This window comes from Mitsuaria chitosanitabida ATCC BAA-476 = NBRC 102408 (genome assembly GCF_001598255.1).
Classification (GTDB): Bacteria; Pseudomonadota; Gammaproteobacteria; order Burkholderiales; family Burkholderiaceae_C; genus Roseateles; species Roseateles chitosanitabidus.
Map to the genome: position 1 here is coordinate 91,373 of NZ_BCYP01000012.1, position 15,974 is coordinate 107,346.

Here is a 15,974-nt window from a genome sequence, read left to right on the forward strand (position 1 = left end):
AAGAGAAGAACGAACAAGGGGTCCCGGAAGCAGGGGGGACGGATCGGCCGCTGGCTGCTGTCGCTGCTGGTGGGCCTGACCGTGCTGGCGGCGGGCGCCGCGGGCGCCGTCTGGTGGTGGCTGCAGCAGCCGCTGTTGCTGGAGAAGCCCAGCGTCGAGCTGTCCATCGAGCCCGGCACCGCGCCGATGCAGATCGCGCAGGCCTGGGTCGGCGCGGGCGTGCGGACCGATCCGCGCTTCCTGTACGAGTGGTTCCGCTGGTCGGGCCAGTCCAAGAAGATCCGCGCGGGCAGCTACGAGGTCCACGCCGGCATCACCCCCCGCGAGCTGCTGGACAAGATGGTCAAGGGCGACCAGACCCTGGAGCAGCTGCGCATCATCGAGGGCTGGAACTTCCGCCAGCTGCGCGCCGCGGTCGCGGCCGCGCCGGCGCTCAAGCAGACCCTGGCCTCGATGACGGACGAGCAGGTCATGGCCGCCCTGGGCGCGCCGGGCCAGGCGGCCGAGGGCCGCTTCTTCCCCGACACCTACGCCTACAGCCGCGGCGTCAGCGACCTGACCGTGCTGCGCCGCGCCCATGCGCTGATGCAGAAGCGGCTGGACAGCGCCTGGGCCGGGCGCTCGGACGGGCTGCCGCTGCGCAGCGCGGACGAGGCGCTGATCCTGGCCTCCATCGTCGAGAAGGAGACCGGCGCCGCGGCCGACCGCGGGCTGGTGGCGGCCGTGTTCGTGAACCGCCTCAAGGCCGGCATGCCGCTGCAGACCGACCCGACCGTGATCTACGGGCTGGGCACGGAGTTCGACGGCAACCTGCGCAAGATCCACCTGCTGACGGACACCCCGTTCAACACCTACACCCGCGGCGGCCTGCCCCCCACGCCGATCGCGATGCCGGGACTGGCCGCGCTGCAGGCGGCGCTGCATCCGACCCCGTCCAAGGCGCTGTACTTCGTGTCGCGCGGCGACGGCACCAGCCAGTTCAGCGACGACCTGGCCGCGCATAATCGCGCGGTCAACAAATACCAGCGCGGCCGCTGAGCGTCCGCGCTGCGCTTTTTCCAGAGAGCTTTCACGCGTGAGCGGCAGATTCATCACCTTCGAGGGCATCGACGGGGCCGGCAAGTCCACCCACATCGAGCGCGTCGCCCGGCACCTGCGCCAGGGCGGCGCCGAGCTCGTGCAGACGCGCGAGCCGGGCGGCACGCCGCTGGCCGAGTCGCTGCGCGAGCTCTTCCTGCATCGCGACATGGACGGCCTGACGGAGGCCCTGCTGGTCTTCGCCGCCCGCCGCGACCATGTCCGCAACGTGATCGCGCCGGCGCTGGCGCAGGGCCACACCGTGCTGTGCGACCGCTTCACCGACGCGAGCTTCGCCTACCAGGGCGGCGGCCGCGGGATGGACTGGCAGGTGCTGGGCACCCTGGAGCGATGGGTCCAGGAAGGCCGCGAGCCGGACCTGACCTTCTGGTTCGACGTCGATCCCGCGGTGGCCGCGCAGCGGCGCGCCCAGGCGCGTGACGCGGATCGGTTGGAGCAGCTGGACCTCGCGTTCTTCGAGCGCGTGCGCGACGCCTATCGCCGCCGGGCGGAGGGCTCGCCGACGCGCTTCGTCCGCATCGACGCGGGCGACACCATCGAGGGCGTCGGCGCGCAGGTGATCGCGGCGCTGGAGCAGCGGGGATGGTGAGCGAGTCCGCGATCAGCGGCGGAGCCGACACCGAGGTCGCGCTGGCCGACGGCGGCGCGTTGCCGCTGCCCTGGCTGGCGGGACCGCTGCATCAGGCGCTGACGCAAGGCCGCAGCCATGCGCTGCTGCTGCAGGGGCCGGCCGGCGTGGGCCAGTTCGACCTGGCGCTGCTGCTGGCGCAGGCCTGGCTCTGCGAGGCGCGCACCTCCACCGATCAACCGGGCTGCGGCCGTTGCGCCAGCTGCCACCTGCTGCGTTCGCGCTCGCATCCGGACTTCCAGGTGCTGCTGCCCGACGCGCTGCGCGAGCCGCTGGGCTTCGGCGCGATGGAGGGCGAGGAGGGCACGGCCAAGGCCAGCAAGACCAAGCCCAGCCGCGAGATCAAGATCGAGGCGGTGCGCCAGATGCTGTCCTTCGCGCAGGTCAGCGCGGCGCGCGGCAAGGCCAAGGTCGTGGTGGTCTACCCGGCCGAGGCGCTGAACACCGTCGCCGCCAACGCGCTGCTCAAGACGCTGGAGGAGCCCGCCGGGCTGCTGCGCTTCGTGCTGGCCAGCGCGGCGCCGCAGCAACTGCTGCCGACCATCCGCAGCCGCTGCCAGCCGCTGCAGATGGCGCTGCCCGCGCGCGACGAGGCGCTGGGCTGGCTGGGCGCGCAGGGCGTGGACCAGCCGGAAGTGCTGCTCGCGGCCACCGGCGGGCGCCCGCAGGAGGCGCTGCAGTGGAGCGAGGAGGGCATCGCCGCCAGGACCTGGCTGGAGCTGCCGCGCCGCATCGCGCGGGGCGAGGCCGTCGCGCTGACCGACTGGCCGGTGCCGCGTGCGATCGCCGCGATGCAGCGCCTGGTGCACGACCTGATGCGCATCGCCCACGGCGCCACGCCGACCTTCTTCCCGCGCGACGCGCTGCCCAAGCTGCCGGCCGTGCGCGCGGCGCTGGAGCGCTGGGCCAAGGTGCTGCAGGACGCCGCCCGTCACGCGGACCATCCGCTCAACGCCGGCCTGCTGATGGAGTCCCTCGTGGCCCAGGGCCAGCAGGCGATGCGCCCGGCCCGCTGAGGGCCCGGCCGCGCGAGTAGACTCGACCCTCGTTCCGGATCCCGCCGATCCGACCCGACCACCCCCATTCCCCGCGACGCCCATGACCTCGACCACGCCCGCTTCCGCCTCCGCCCCCGTGCCGGCCCCGGCGGGAGGCGCCCGGCCCAGCGTGATCCAGCTGGTGTTCAAGGAGAAGGGCGCGCTCTACGCGGCCTACATCCCGATCTTTTCCGAGGGCGGCGTGTTCGTCCCGACCAGCCGGGACTACAAGCTGGGCGAGGACATCTATCTGCTGATGACCCTGCCCGAGGACCCGAACCGCTATCCCGTCGCCGGCAAGGTCGCCTGGCTGACCCCGGCCAACGCGTCGGGCGGCCGCACGCAGGGCGTGGGCGTGCGCTTCCCCGGCGACGAGAAGACGCGGCTGATCAAGCTCAAGATCGAGGAACTGCTGGGGACGGCGATCTCCTCGGCCAAGCCGACGCAGACGATCTGAGCGGGACCGTCGGCCCAGGGCCGACGAAGCGCCGATCGCTGCCGATTCCTGATGATTCCGACGCCGCCTCGCGCGGCGTCGCGCCTTCCGGGGCGGACCCGGACGAGTTGCCCCGATGTACATCGATTCCCATTGCCACCTGAGCTTCCCCGAGCTCAAGTCCCAGCTCCCCGATCTGCTCGCCGCCATGGACGCGGCCGACGTGCGTCAGGCCATCTGCATCTGCACGACCATGGAGGAGTTCCCCGAGGTCCGCGGCCTGGCCGATGCCCATGGGCAGCTGTTCGCCACGGTCGGCGTGCACCCGGACAGCGACGAGGTCCACGAGCCCAGCGTGGACGAGCTGGTCGCCGGCGCGGCCCACCCCAAGGTGGTGGCCATCGGCGAGACCGGGCTGGACTACTACCGCCTCAACGGCCGGACCATCGAGGAGATGGAATGGCAGCGCGAGCGCTTCCGCAACCACATCCGCGCGGCGCGGCGCACCGGCAAGCCGCTGGTGATCCACACCCGCTCGGCGGCCGAGGACACCCTGCGGCTGATGCGCGAGGAGCAGGCCGGCGAGCCCGGCGGCGTGGTGCACTGCTTCACCGAAACCCTGGACGTGGCGCGGGCCTCGCTGGACCTGGGCTTCCATATCTCGTTCTCGGGCATCGTGACCTTCAAGAACGCCGCCGACCTGCGCGAGGTGGCCAAGATGGTGCCGGCCGATCGCCTGCTCATCGAGACCGACAGCCCCTACCTGGCCCCGGTCCCCTTCCGCGGCAAGCTGAACCAGCCGGCCTACGTGCCGCATGTGGCCAAGCTGATCGCCGAGGTCCGCGGGGTGCCGGTGGAGACCCTGGCCGAGCAGTGCACCGCGAACACGCGGCGTCTGTTCCAGCTGCCCGAGGCGGCCTGAGATGGCCGGGCGCCTCGTCATCACCCTGGCCCTGGGGCTGAGCCTGACGCTGCCCGCGGCGGCGCAGAGCCGCTTCTCGCCCGAGCCACCGGCGGCCGCCGCGTCCGCGTCGACGCCGTCGCCCGAGTTGCATGTCGCCGCCCGCAACGACCATGCCGGCACGGTGATGTCGCTGCTGCTGGCCGGCGTCGACCCGAATCTGCGCGACGGCCAGCGCAACACGGCGCTGCACGTGGCGATCCGCGAGGAGTCGGGCAAGGCGCTGGAGGTGCTGCTCAAGAGCCCCGGCACCGACGTCAACGCCATCAACCAGGCGGGCGAGACCCCGCTGATGCTGGCGGCGATCCACGGGCGGCTCGACTGGGTGCAACTGCTGGTCAAGCGCGGCGCGCTGGTCAATGACGCGGGCTGGACGGCCCTGCATTACGCCGCGGCCGGCCCCAACGAGCACGTCGTGCGCTGGCTGCTGGAGCAGGGCGCCGAGATCGATGCCCGTTCTCCCAACGGCACCACGCCGCTGATGATGGCCGCCGGCTATGGCGGCCTCAGCGGGGCCGACATCCTGATCGACGCGGGCGCCGACGTGACCCTGCGCAACGACCACCGGATGAGCGCCGCCGACTTCGCCCGGCGCGCCGGGCAGGACGAACTGGCGGAGCGGCTGGACCAGCTCGCCAAGCGGGCGCCCAAGCCCGAGGCGCGCTGAGCCCGCGCCCGTCCCGGCTGACGGCCGGTCGAGGCGGCGAGCCCGCGGCCGGACCCTCGGTTGTGAGGCGGCTGCTGGCAAATCCCTAGGAATCCGTCTGACACGCCGTTTGGCCGGGCGCCGACTCTTGCCGCCCCGGTCCGGTCTCTACAGTTCATCCCATGCCGGCACCCCTCGCCGGACCCCTCATGGCCCTGGACTTCCGCTGGAGACCGACATGCTGACCTCGACTCAAGACTTCGCCGCCAACCCGTTCGCGATGCTGCTGGACCCGGAGCGCGTCGCCCACGAGGTCGCCTGCTCCGAGCGCCTGGCGCGCCTGCGCAGCCGCGTCTACCGCCCGCTGGACAAGCCCCTGATCGCCCATCGCGGCGCGGCCGACCAGGCCAGCTTCGACGAGATGATCGACGCCACCGAGCTGTCCGAGGAAGACCTGCTGCCGCTGGACGACGAACCGGCGATCGGCGAGGTCTCGATCGACGCCTGACCCTGTCGACCGGCCTCGCGGCGCGACGGCCGGACCCGCCCTTGTCGGCGGTGTCTGACTTCCGCTTCCGACCGCCGACTACACCCGGCGCATGACCGCCTCCTTAGCATGGCTTCCACAAGGTCCCGAAAGACCGTCCGACGCTCAGCTGAACTGGAGATGACCCCATGCGCCATACCCCCTCGCTTCCCCGCCTGACCGTCGCCGCGGCGCCCCTGCGCCGCCGAACCCGGCTCCAGGCGACCGCCTTGCCGGTGCTGGCCGCGGGCCTGCTGCTCGCGCTGGGCGGATGCGGGACCATGAACGAGCGGGGATCGAACACTTCCGGCGGCGCCGCGATCGGCGCCTCCGCGAACCTCTGGTCGCGGCCCCTGGAACACAAGCGCGAGGTCCTGACCCGCGCCAGCGCTGGCACCGGCATCGTGGTCGTCAAGACCGCGGACAACCAGCTCAAGCTCCTGATTCCGGCGGATTTCGGCTTCGATGCCGGCAAGTCGGACCTGAAGCCGGCCGTGCGGCCGGTGCTCGATGAACTCGCGCGCGGCCTCGACGGCGAGGTCCGGGTGACGGTGGTGGGCCACACCGACAGCACCGCCCCGGCCGACGTGAACGATCCGCTGTCGCAGGATCGGGCCGAGGCCGTTCGCGAATACCTGGTTCAACACGGCGTCCAGCGTGGACGCCTGCTCGTCGAGGGGCGCGGCGCCCGGCAACCGGTGGCCAGCAATGCCACCGAGGCCGGCCGGGCCGCCAATCGTCGGATCGAGATCTTCCTGTCGCAACCCGCGTCATAAGCTGTATCGACCTTGGGAGTGAGTCATGAATGCCTTCTTCCCTCGTCCCCACGCCGGCCGGCCCGCCGCCGCGGTTCCAGCCGTCTGCGTGTCGCTGCTCGCCGCCTGGCTGCCGCTGTGCGCGGCGGCCGATCCTGTGGCGGCGCCGTCGGCCTCGAGTTCGCTGGATGACGCCGTCGAGCTGAACGGCCACAGCCTGGCCGATCGGACGCACTGGCAGTCCAGCGCGCGCGAGGCGTCGTCCGGCGGTGCGCGGGTGACCGTGACCCGCAGCGCCGCCGAGCCGCTGGCCACCGCCAACCAGGCCGCCGGCGCGGCCGGCTGGTACGGACGCTCGGGTCAGGCGACGCAGACCATGATGTGGGGCCGCCCCTGGAGTCGCAGCGCGCTGCGCGTCGGCCTGGGCGTCGAGCAGCGGGGCATGATGCCCAGCGGCGGGCTGTACGCCACGCCCTATCAGAACCTGCGCCCGGGCGTGGCCGGTGATGCCGGCGTGCTGGTCGGCCTGGCGCTGCCCACCGGGCCGCGGTCCCACGCCTTCGTGCAGACCTCGCTGGTCGACGCGCCGCATGCGCAGATCGATGACCTCAATCTGCCCGGTGCCGCCAATCGCGACGGCCGCCAGGTGCGGGTCGGGCTGGTCTTCAACTCGCGCAAGCCTTATGCGGACCTGCGCAAGGGCTTCCGGATGGAGCTCAGCGGGCAGTCCTCGCTGACCTTCCGCCCGGGCGGCGGCAAGATCGGGATGTCCTTCCAGAAGACCTGGTGAGACCCGTATCCCCTGAACGAGCAAAGCCGGCATCCGCCGGCTTTGTCGTTGCTGGAGACTGGCTTCGCCCGCTCGAGCCGGATGGCGCGAAGGAGAAGCCGGCACGAAGGTGGAGGGCCGGAACCCATCGGCGGGCAATCGATCCGGCCGGGCGGTCGTGACGGCGGCCGAGGAAAGGGAAACGGCGCCCGCGAGGGGCGCCGTTCCGAAGAGGGTCGACAGGGGGATCCGGGCTGTTGTTCGATTTGGAACCCGGATCCGCCGGTTCAACGTCGGGTGGTCACCGAAGCACTGGATCGACGACCACCTCCCACGGGGGAAGTGAGGGATCTCGAGATCACTGGTTGTAGCGGGCCTTCGCGGAGGCCACGCACACGTCCTTGGCATCGCCCGACAGCGTGTTGCACTTCTCGGAGGCCAGCTTGTAGTCGGCCTTGACGCGCGCTTCCTCGGCGTCATCGACCGCCGCGGCGACCTTCTTGTTCATCTTGTGCTCGGCCTTGGCCTTCTCGTAGGCGGTCTTGGCCTCGCGGTTGCACAGGTCCTTGGCCTCGCCGGAGCGGTCGTCGCAGCGTTCCTTGGCCACGTCGTAACGGGCCTCGTAGCGCGCCTCGATCAGCTTGCTCTCGTCCTTGGCCTTGCCGGTGTAGTTGTAGTCCAGCTGCGCCAGCGCCACCTTCTCGCGCCCCTTGGCTTCCTCGACGCAGATGTCCTTGGCGTTGCCGGACAGCTTGCCGCAGGCGTCCTTGTCGGCCGAGTAGGTCTTCTTGATGTCGTCCTTCGCGCCGTCGTAGACCGACTTGGAGAAGTTCTCGGCGTGCGCGAGGCCCGCGCACAGGCCCAGGGCGGCGGCGATCAGGGAGGTGGTGAGCGACTTGGTCATGGCGATCCTTTCTTTCTTTTCTCAGGGGGATGTCATCGATGTCCGCGCAAGGCGGTCACTTTCGGAGCAGGCTCATCACGAAGGTCGCGACGGCCATGATCACGAACACGAAGAAGAGAATCTTCGCGATGCTGGCGGCGCCAGCGGCGATGCCACCGAAGCCGAACAGCGCGGCGATCAGGGCAATGACGAAAAAGACGACGGCGTAGTGCAGCATCTCGGTCTCCTGCGCGGCGACGTGCCGCGATGGAATCCACTGTAGGGACTGCCCTGGTCCGAATGGGCAGTCCCGGGCCGCGACCGCTCGTCGGAGCGGAAAACGACGTGCTGTAGGAGGCCGCCTACCGCGCCGGGAAGCGGTCGCTCATGACGTCCCCGCGCCCCCGGTCGAACCGCGGTCCCGAGGACGCGGACCGCTCAGTTCAAGCCGGCCTTGTCCAGCCCGTACATGCGGTCATAGGTGCCCGGCACGCCGCGGGTGGCGACGTTGAGGCGGTTCCAGGCATTGATCGTGGCGATCAGGTAAGTCAGGTCCGACAGCGCCTTGTCGTCGAAGTGCTCCCGCACGCGATGGAAGAGCGCGTCGGAGACGCCGTCCTCCGGGATGCGGGTCAGCGCCTCGGTCCAGGCCAGGGCGGCGCGCTCGCGCTCCGAGAACAGCGGCGACTCGCGCCAGATCGCGATGTGGTGCAGGCGCAGCGGACGCTCGCCGCCGATGGTGGCCTGCTTGATGTGCATGTCCAGGCAGAAGGCGCAGCCGTTGAGTTGCGAGGCGCGGATCTCGATCAGGCATTGCAGGCCGTGCTCGATGCTGCTCTCGCGGTTGGCGGCGGACAGCTCGGCCATGGCCTTGAACTGGGGGCCGGACAGTTGGTCGTGCTTGAAGCGAAGGGTCATGGAAGGCTCCGTGAGGGTGTTGCTGAGGTGTTGCCGCCGCGCTTCCCGACCGTGAATCGGGCGGCGTTTCGGCGTCCACATCCACAAGACGACGCAGCCTCCGCGCTTGTGACATCGCCATGCGCCCAGCGGCGAACGCTCGCGCGCGGTCCGCCCAGCCCCCATCGGTAAACTGGCCCGCGCCCGCCCAAGAAGGCCCCGAAGAGCATCTCCCGCCGTGACCACGCCCAGTTCCCCCTCGACGCCTCCGTCTTCCTCGTCGGCCGCCAGCGCGGCATCCCCGTCCGCGCCCGACGCGAGTGCCGCCGGCGCGAAGCCCAGCATCTTTCGCCACCAGGGCGTCGCCGCGTTCCTGATCGCGCGGCTGATGGCCGTGGTCGCGCAGCAGGTGCAGGCGGTGGTGGTGGCCTGGCAGGTCTACGACCTGACGCGCGAGCCGCTGGCCCTGGCCTATGTCGGCCTGGCGCAGTTCATCCCGATGCTGCTCCTGCTGCTGCCGGCCGGCGACCTGATCGACCGCGTCAGCCGCAAGCCCATCCTGGCCGCGAGCTGGGCCGTGAGCGCGGGCTGCAGCCTGGCGCTGTGGTGGCTGTCCGGCCATGGGAGCGCCGGCGTCACCGGCATCTACGCGGTGCTGGTGGTGTTCGGGTGCTCGCGGGCCTTCTCGGGCCCGGCGCTGCAGAGCCTGCTGCCGCAGATCGTGCCGCGCGAGCAGCTCGCCCAGGCCATCGCCGCCAACAGCATGCTGCTGCGCATCGCCAGCATCGGCGGCCCCTTCCTGGGCGGTCTGCTGTACGGCTTCGGCGGCGCCACGCTGACCTTCCTGGTCTGCCTGGTCTGCTTCACCATCGGCACCGCGCTGCTGGTGACCCGCGTGCCGGTGCGCTTCGCGCCGCCGCTGAACCCGGCCGCCGGCAACATCTGGCAGCGCTTCGGCGCGGGTATCCATTTCATCCGCACCCGGCCCATCATCCTGGGCACGATCTCGCTGGACCTGTTCGCGGTGCTGCTGGGCGGCGTGGTCGCGCTGCTGCCGATCTACGCGCACGAAGTGCTGCACGCCGGACCCGAGGGCCTGGGCGCGCTGCGCAGCGCGATGGCCGTGGGCGAGGTCACCGCCGGCTTCTACCTGAGCCTGCGGCCCTTCAACCGCCACGTCGGCAAGACGATGTTCGCGGCGGTCGCGGTGTTCGGCCTGGCCAACCTGACCTTCTCGCTGTCGACGACCTTCTGGCTGTCCTTCGCCGCGCTGGCCGTGGCGGGCGCGGCCGACATGGTCAGCGTCTACATCCGCGGGGCGCTGGTGCAGTTCTCCACGCCCGACGAGATGCGCGGCCGCGTCAACGCCGTGAACATGCTCTTCATCGGCTCGTCCAACGAGCTCGGCGAGTTCCGCGCCGGCAGCGCCGCCGCGGCGCTCGGCGCGGTGCCCGCGGCCGTGACCGGCGCCTTGTGCACGCTGGGCGTCGTGGCCGGCTGGGCCGCGCTGTTCAAGCCGCTGCGCACCGTGGACCGCTTCGAGGAAGCGACGCCCGCCGTCACGCGCTGAACGCGTCCTCATAAAAAAGCCGCGCCGACCCGGAGGGTGAGGCGCGGCAACAGGGAGGATGCAGTCAAACAGTCAGAGCGTCGGAAACACGGAGCAATCGTCGGGGAGGGCGCCTGCGCGCCCGCCCGGCATCAGCTGAGCCAACGGTCGTTGGCACCCTTCTGCCATTGATCCAGCTGCTTGTCGGCCTCGTCCTTGGCGATGCCGTAGCGCTCCTGGATCTTGCCGGACAGCTGGTCGCGCTTGCCGGCGATGACGTCGATGTCGTCGTCGGTCAGCTTGCCCCATTGCTCGCGGACCTTGCCCTTGAGCTGCGTCCAGTTGCCTTCGATGCGGTCCCAGTTCATGGTGAACTCCTTTCGGTTGGGTGGGGGTGAATCGATGGCTTCAGTCTATGGAGCCGCCCTCGCGCCGTGGGTCGGACGGTTCAGGCATTCGCTGTAGGACGGCGAGCCGTCCATCGGCGCGACCTCCTGTCGACTCCGCAAAAGAAAGAGCCGCGACCGTGGAAACGGCACGCGGCTCGAAGCTCGCAAGAGCAGGGAGGAAGCAGAGGAAACGCAGGAATCGGAGACGGGGAACAGGAGGCGGGATGCCGCCGGGGCGCCGATCTCGGGCGACCGGCGCGACGGCTGCGATCAGTGGCTGGTGCGGATCGAGGGCGGCAGGTAATCCTTGCCGACCATGGCGCGGGCGAAGAGGTAGTTGTTGCGGGCCCGGGCCGGCAGGCTGTCGAGGTCGACGTGGCCTTGCTGATCGCAGGGGAAGGACATGCCGCGGCCGGCATCGAAGAGCGATTCAAAACGGATCTCGAACAGCGGCGCGGAGGTCTCAGCGGCGGTGATGTGGAGGAGGCTCATGATGGTTCTCCGGGTGGGTTCCGTTGCATTCACTATCGGCGCCGGCGAGGCCGGTTCCCATAGGCGCATCTCGGTCCGAGATGTCGGTGGGAGTAGCCGGGGTCTGTCCGGCGTCGTCCTACAGCCTGTGGGTTCAACGGAAGCCGTGGCACGACGTTGACGTCCGGTTCACCCCGTCGACACGGCTTTTCAGGACTTCACACACGCGGCCGGCGCGGCCGGATCCGGGGCCCGGCGGACGGTGTGGGACAGCGCCTACAGCGGCTCGCGGCGGGCGCCGCTACGCCGGGACGCGGCCGGCGGCGACGATGCGTCCATCCCAACCCCGAGTCCGGGTGCCGCCATGAACGAGATGCTGCTGCTGATGACGCTCGCGACCTGCACCGCCGCCGCGGTGATGGTCCGGATGTGGCAATGGCTGGACGATCAGCGCGGCCTGGTCTCGGACGATCACCAGGAGGACCTGCCATGAGCGCCCGACCCCCACTTCCCCCGACCCATCCGGCCGACGATTCCGCCGTCGTGCCCGCCGAGGAGCGCCTCGCAGTGCCCGAGCATCCGCTGAGCCAGTCCGCCTTCGTCTGCGGCGAGGTGGACTACCGCACCGGCGACGGCCCGCTGATGCGCATCCGTCCGGGCCCCGTGCATGTCGAGATCAACGAGATCGACGTGACGCTGGGCTGGGAGGATGGGGACGCGCGCCTGAGCGCCGTGATGCCGCGCAGCGAGTACGCCCGCTTCATCGCGGTCGGCGCGGTCAAGCCGGTGGTGACGCACAAGCCCGATGAGAAGGACGACGAGCCGCGCGGCGACGCGCACTGACCGATCGCGGCGACCCGCCATCGCCGCAAACATCGCCGGAAAGAGAAAGCCGCCCTCGAGGCGGCTTTCTCATGGGGGTCACATCCAGGCGACGCCGTAGTAGTCGTAGACCTTGCGGCCATATTCGTCGGTGTACTCCGGACGGTCGGCCTGCGCGTAGCGCGGGGCCTTCTCGAGCTGGTCCTCGCGCAGCGGCACGACGTAGCCATCCAGGCTGGTGTCGTACTTCAGCATGTTCCAGGGGATGGGATAACGGTCGGTGCCGATGCCCATGAAGCCGCCGAACTCCAGCGCGGCGTAGCGCACGAGGCCCGAGCGCTTGTCGATCACCAGGCTGTCGATCGAGCCCAGCTTGTCGCCGTTGCCGTTGTAGACCTTGGTGCCCTCGACGCGGTCCGAGGAAATGGTGGTGCTGGCCATGGAAGTCTCCGGAAGGGTTGGGATAGGCTTGACGAGGCAAGTCGCGTGCCGCCCGGCGCGGGACCTTCCCTTGCCTCGGCAGACAAGTCCCGTTCACGACGTTCAACACCGCCGCGTCCGGCGCGGCCCACACGCATGATGAAACTGCCCGCGCATCTCCAGGAAGCCGTCGAGATCGTCCGCGACGCCGCGCAAGGCTGGAGCGACGACAACGCGCCCAGCATGGGCGCGGCGCTGGCCTACTACACGCTGTTCTCCATCGCCCCCTTGCTGCTGATCGTGATCGCGGTGGCGGGGCTGGTCTTCGGCGAGCAGGCCGCGCGGGGGGAGGTGATGGAGCAGCTCTCCGGCCTGGTCGGCCTCCAGGGCGCGATGGCGGTCGAGGATCTGCTCAAGCGCGTGAACCGGCCCGAGGAGGGCGGCTGGGCCGCGGTCATCGGCACGGTGGTGCTGCTGATCGGCGCGACCTCGGTCTTCGCGGAGTTGCAGAACGCGCTGAACCGCATCTGGAAGGCGCCGCAGGTGCGCAGCGGTCCGGTCTGGCACGGCCTGCTGGCGCTGGCGCGCAAGCGGCTGCTGTCGCTGGGGCTGATCCTGGGCCTGGGCTTCCTGTCCATGGTGTCCATGGTCGCCAGCGCGGCGCTGGCCGCGGCGAGCAAGTGGTGGACCGGCTGGCTGGGCGCGGACTTCGTGCTGCTGGCGCAGATCCTCAACGGCACGCTGGCCTACGCGCTGATCACGGTGATGTTCGCCGTCATCTACAAGTGGGTGCCGGACGTGCCGGTGCGCTGGCGCGATGTCTGGGTGGGCGCGCTGATCACCTCGGCGCTGTTCAGCCTGGGCAAGGCGCTGATCGGGCTCTACATCGGCCGCAGCGGTGTGAGCTCGGCCTACGGCGCGGCGGCCTCGCTGGTGGTCATGATGCTGTGGGTCTACTACTCGACGCAGGTCTTCCTGATGGGCGCCGAGCTGAGCTGGGCCTTCGCCAAGCGCCACAGCCTGCGGGAACAGGCGGCGCATACCGCCGAGCGCACCTTGCAGGACGCCTGATCGCCCGGGATCCCCGATGAACACGTGGTTCCCGGCGATCGGCGATCGCGACGAGGGGGTATGACGATTGCCGATCCCAGGTTCGGATCCGGTGGCGTGATCGACGCTCGCGCGGTGCGGCGGCGGCGGACCGCCGGGTCCCGACAACCGGTCCGGGACCGAAGGAGTCGACATGAACCAGCATGGACAACGTGGCCGCCACGAATCGCGGCACGACGACACGCAATCGGAGCAGGGCGGCGGTGACCGCAGCCACTATGGCGCGCAGACCGGGGCCTACCGGTCCTCGGAGCGCGCCCGCGACGACGCCCGCTCGTACGGAGCCGGGCAGCAGGGATCGGGTTACCAGGGCTCGAGCTACCAGGCGGACCGCGATGACTACGGCGGCCATTACGGGGCCGATTCACGCGAGACGCAGACCGGCGATTACGGCAGCGGCTACGGCAGCAGCTACCGCGGCGGCCAGCAGGGCCGGCCGTCGTACGGCGGTGGTCAGGGTGGCTATGGCGGCAGTCAGCGCGGCAGCGATGGAGGCAACTATGGCGGCGGCTTCGAGGGCCGCGACGAGTACCGGCGGGACTATCGCGCTCACGGCGACCTGCAGAGTCAGGGCGGCTACCGTGGCGGCGCGCAAGGCAGCGACTGGAACGAGCGCGAGCGCGGCATGAGCGGCGGCTATGGCGGCTACGGCGATGGCTACCGCGATCAGGGCCCCCGCCATGAAGGCTGGCGCGAGGACGCCGGCCGGCGTTCCGACTATGGTGGCCAGGGCGGCGGTTCGAGCGGATATGGCGGCGAGGAGCGCCATGGCGCCGCATCGCCGTCCTCGACGCAGCACAGCCACTACGACCCCGACTACCACCAGTGGCGCACCGAGCAGATGCGCAACCTCGACGAGGACTATCGCGGCTGGCGGCAGGACCGCTATCAGAAGTTCTCGGAGGACTTCAACAAGTGGCGCTCCGAGCGCAGCCGGCAGCCGTCGGGCGGCGGCCAACATGGCGAGACCTCCATCGGCACCGGCAGCAGCGCCGCCGGCTCGACCGGCTCCCTGGGCGGCGAGTCGGGCTTGAGCGCCGGCACTTCCAGCGGCACCTCCGGTGCGCAGGGCTCGCTCAGTTCGAGCGGTTCGATCGGATCGGGCAGCACAGGCGTGCCGGGCGCCAGCTCGGGCACCTCGTCGAGCAAGACGAAGTAAGCGGCTCTCCGCCACGCGCACGTCCGACGTGCACGCGGAGGCGAGGCAGGCGTCATCCGGCATGGCGCTTGCCTCGACCACGGGATGATCTCGACCTCGCTCGACACTCTGCGTCGCCTTCCGGATTCCACCGCGGCGCGACATGACGTCGACCCCGGCGAGGACTCGGCGCGGATCGACCGCGGGACGGAACGCGAAGCCGGAGTTGGACACGAGGTCGGCCGCGAGGCCGGGGGCGAGGACGACGCGCCGACCGCGCGCGAGGCCGCCGTCCGGCTGCGCCACCGCCGCTGGTGCAACGTGCGCCGCGTGCTGCTGGTGCGGCTCGACGGCGTCGCGGGCGTGCTGGCGTCGACGGCGGCCTTCGCCGCCTTGCACGAGACCATGCCCTGGGCCCAGCTGACCTTGCTCGCGTCGCCCGAGGGGCTGGCGATGCGGCCGCATCTGGAGGGCATCGACGACGTGCTGCCCTTCAACGCGTCGTGGACCGCGGACGGCGCCGCGATGCTCGCGGCCGAGCCGCCGACCATGCGCGGCGATGCCGAGATGCACCTGGTCCGCAAGCTGCGCCGCAGTCACTTCGACGCGGCGATCCTCTTCACGTCGGCCGCCTCCAGCGCGCTGCCCGCGGCCCTGCTGTGCCGCATGGCGGGCATCCCGCTGGTGCTGGCGCACGAGCGCGAGCCGGCGCACGGCCTGCTCTCCGACACGCACGCCGAGACCCTCGCGCCGCACGACGACACGCGGCGTCAGCTGGCGCTCGTCGCCCACATCGGCATGCGGACCGACGACGAGCGTCCGCGCTTCCGCCTGCAGGCGCGGGACAGTCAGCTCGCGCGGCAGTCGCTCGGCGCGGCCGGGTTGCGTCTGGGGCAGCGCTACGTGCTGGTCTGCCCCGGCGGCGGCGGCGAGCGCGCGTGCCCGCCCGCGGCCTTCGGCGCGGCGGCTGACGTGCTGCTCGATTCCTGGGCTGACGACACGGTGGCGGTCTTCTGCGCCCGACCGGGCGAGGAGGGCGAGCTCACGGCCGCCCGCGCGGCGATGCATGCGCGGGGTCAGGTCTTGCCGACCGCTCCGGGACTCGGAGAGCTGGCGGCGCTGGCCGCCGGCGCGCGTGTCATGGTCGCCGCGGACGACCTGCCGCTCACGCTCGCCGCGGCCGCCGGCGTCCCGGCCGTGCTGCCGGGCGAAGCGCTGCTGCGTGAGCGCGCCGCGTCCTCGACCTGATTCCCGCTTCCCGAGCGACGCCGACCGGCCCGAGGCCGCGCCTCTGCGCTGCGCTCAGGCTGGCCGCGGATCCGTCGTGCATCGCGACCTCGGCCCAACTCGACTCCGACTCCGACTCCGACTCCGACTCCGACTCCGACTCCGACTTCGATGCCGATGCCGATGCCGATGCCGATGCCGATGCCGATAGG

The 15,974-nt window shown here is 70.9% G+C and carries 21 protein-coding genes; 15 read left to right on the plus strand and 6 right to left on the minus strand.

Going from position 1 to position 15,974, the window contains the following annotated elements; all coding sequences use genetic code 11:
• Positions 1 to 54: 54 nt before the first annotated feature.
• From mltG to MCHT01_RS08215, 9 genes are all read left to right on the plus strand, one after another.
• Entirely contained in the window at positions 55 to 1,038 is a 984-nt protein-coding gene (gene mltG / locus MCHT01_RS08175) for an endolytic transglycosylase MltG (protein WP_245643198.1), read from the plus strand.
• A gap of 37 nt (positions 1,039 to 1,075) precedes the next feature.
• Positions 1,076 to 1,687 (plus strand): dTMP kinase, encoded by a 612-nt coding sequence (gene tmk / locus MCHT01_RS08180; RefSeq protein WP_067064490.1) that lies wholly within the window; start codon positions 1,076 to 1,078, stop codon positions 1,685 to 1,687.
• Positions 1,681 to 2,742, plus strand: a complete 1,062-nt coding sequence (holB, locus tag MCHT01_RS08185) for a DNA polymerase III subunit delta' (protein WP_084452169.1) — start codon at positions 1,681 to 1,683, stop codon at positions 2,740 to 2,742. The genes tmk and holB overlap by 7 nt, the downstream gene beginning before the upstream one ends.
• Before the next feature lie 82 nt (positions 2,743 to 2,824).
• Complete coding sequence (locus MCHT01_RS08190; protein WP_067064491.1) at positions 2,825 to 3,220, plus strand: PilZ domain-containing protein; 396 nt, start codon at positions 2,825 to 2,827, stop codon at positions 3,218 to 3,220.
• Positions 3,221 to 3,335: 115 nt separating this feature from the next.
• Entirely contained in the window at positions 3,336 to 4,121 is a 786-nt protein-coding gene (locus MCHT01_RS08195; RefSeq protein ID WP_067064494.1) for a TatD family hydrolase, read from the plus strand.
• A gap of 1 nt (position 4,122) precedes the next feature.
• Positions 4,123 to 4,827, plus strand: a complete 705-nt coding sequence (locus tag MCHT01_RS08200) for an ankyrin repeat domain-containing protein (RefSeq protein WP_067064496.1) — start codon at positions 4,123 to 4,125, stop codon at positions 4,825 to 4,827.
• A 217-nt stretch (positions 4,828 to 5,044) separates the two neighbouring features.
• Positions 5,045 to 5,314, plus strand: coding sequence for a hypothetical protein (locus MCHT01_RS08205; RefSeq protein WP_067064498.1), 270 nt, complete (start codon positions 5,045 to 5,047; stop codon positions 5,312 to 5,314).
• Positions 5,315 to 5,481: 167 nt separating this feature from the next.
• Positions 5,482 to 6,108: an OmpA family protein gene (locus tag MCHT01_RS08210; protein WP_067064500.1), complete on the plus strand. Its 627-nt coding sequence runs from the start codon at positions 5,482 to 5,484 to the stop codon at positions 6,106 to 6,108.
• A 25-nt stretch (positions 6,109 to 6,133) separates the two neighbouring features.
• Positions 6,134 to 6,877 carry a hypothetical protein gene (locus MCHT01_RS08215; protein ID WP_067064502.1) on the plus strand — a complete coding sequence of 248 codons (744 nt, stop codon included), beginning with the start codon at positions 6,134 to 6,136 and terminating at the stop codon, positions 6,875 to 6,877.
• Between the two features lie 337 nt (positions 6,878 to 7,214).
• On the opposite strand, the gene MCHT01_RS08220 is transcribed toward MCHT01_RS08215, so the two are convergent.
• From MCHT01_RS08220 to MCHT01_RS08225, 3 genes are all read right to left on the minus strand, one after another.
• A complete protein-coding gene (locus MCHT01_RS08220) occupies positions 7,215 to 7,760 on the minus strand; it encodes a hypothetical protein (protein ID WP_067064504.1) in 546 nt (181 codons plus the stop codon).
• Between the two features lie 55 nt (positions 7,761 to 7,815).
• Positions 7,816 to 7,977, minus strand: a complete 162-nt coding sequence (locus MCHT01_RS25540) for a DUF1328 domain-containing protein (protein ID WP_083525687.1) — start codon at positions 7,975 to 7,977, stop codon at positions 7,816 to 7,818.
• Positions 7,978 to 8,177: 200 nt separating this feature from the next.
• Entirely contained in the window at positions 8,178 to 8,657 is a 480-nt protein-coding gene (locus MCHT01_RS08225; RefSeq protein ID WP_067064506.1) for a carboxymuconolactone decarboxylase family protein, read from the minus strand.
• Between the two features lie 322 nt (positions 8,658 to 8,979).
• Here MCHT01_RS08225 and MCHT01_RS08230 point away from each other — a divergent pair, with 322 nt between their 5' ends.
• A complete protein-coding gene (locus MCHT01_RS08230; protein WP_067064541.1) occupies positions 8,980 to 10,206 on the plus strand; it encodes an MFS transporter in 1,227 nt (408 codons plus the stop codon).
• Positions 10,207 to 10,337: 131 nt separating this feature from the next.
• Here the strand turns inward: MCHT01_RS08230 and MCHT01_RS08235 are convergent, their stop codons facing one another.
• Complete coding sequence (locus tag MCHT01_RS08235; RefSeq protein ID WP_067064508.1) at positions 10,338 to 10,553, minus strand: CsbD family protein; 216 nt, start codon at positions 10,551 to 10,553, stop codon at positions 10,338 to 10,340.
• 291 nt (positions 10,554 to 10,844) lie between these two features.
• The gene (locus MCHT01_RS08240; RefSeq protein WP_067064510.1) at positions 10,845 to 11,066 is read right to left on the minus strand and encodes a hypothetical protein; all 222 of its coding nucleotides are present in this window, start codon (positions 11,064 to 11,066) and stop codon (positions 10,845 to 10,847) included.
• A 343-nt stretch (positions 11,067 to 11,409) separates the two neighbouring features.
• Between MCHT01_RS08240 and MCHT01_RS27705 the strand changes: the two genes are divergently transcribed.
• On the plus strand, positions 11,410 to 11,538 hold the full coding sequence (locus tag MCHT01_RS27705) for a hypothetical protein (RefSeq protein ID WP_259375139.1): 129 nt from the start codon (positions 11,410 to 11,412) through the stop codon (positions 11,536 to 11,538).
• Positions 11,535 to 11,888 (plus strand): hypothetical protein, encoded by a 354-nt coding sequence (locus MCHT01_RS08245; RefSeq protein WP_148661447.1) that lies wholly within the window; start codon positions 11,535 to 11,537, stop codon positions 11,886 to 11,888. The genes MCHT01_RS27705 and MCHT01_RS08245 overlap by 4 nt, the downstream gene beginning before the upstream one ends.
• Before the next feature lie 78 nt (positions 11,889 to 11,966).
• Here MCHT01_RS08245 and MCHT01_RS08250 read toward each other — a convergent pair whose 3' ends face one another.
• Positions 11,967 to 12,308 (minus strand): PRC-barrel domain-containing protein, encoded by a 342-nt coding sequence (locus MCHT01_RS08250; protein WP_067064514.1) that lies wholly within the window; start codon positions 12,306 to 12,308, stop codon positions 11,967 to 11,969.
• Between the two features lie 135 nt (positions 12,309 to 12,443).
• Between MCHT01_RS08250 and MCHT01_RS08255 the strand changes: the two genes are divergently transcribed.
• The 3 genes from MCHT01_RS08255 to MCHT01_RS08265 all read left to right on the plus strand — a co-directional run bounded on the left by MCHT01_RS08255 (position 12,444) and on the right by MCHT01_RS08265 (position 15,783).
• Positions 12,444 to 13,358, plus strand: coding sequence for a YihY/virulence factor BrkB family protein (locus MCHT01_RS08255; protein ID WP_245643196.1), 915 nt, complete (start codon positions 12,444 to 12,446; stop codon positions 13,356 to 13,358).
• A 172-nt stretch (positions 13,359 to 13,530) separates the two neighbouring features.
• Positions 13,531 to 14,556: a hypothetical protein gene (locus MCHT01_RS08260; protein ID WP_067064516.1), complete on the plus strand. Its 1,026-nt coding sequence runs from the start codon at positions 13,531 to 13,533 to the stop codon at positions 14,554 to 14,556.
• Positions 14,557 to 14,640: 84 nt separating this feature from the next.
• A complete protein-coding gene (locus MCHT01_RS08265) occupies positions 14,641 to 15,783 on the plus strand; it encodes a glycosyltransferase family 9 protein (RefSeq protein ID WP_067064518.1) in 1,143 nt (380 codons plus the stop codon).
• Positions 15,784 to 15,974 lie beyond the last annotated feature (191 nt).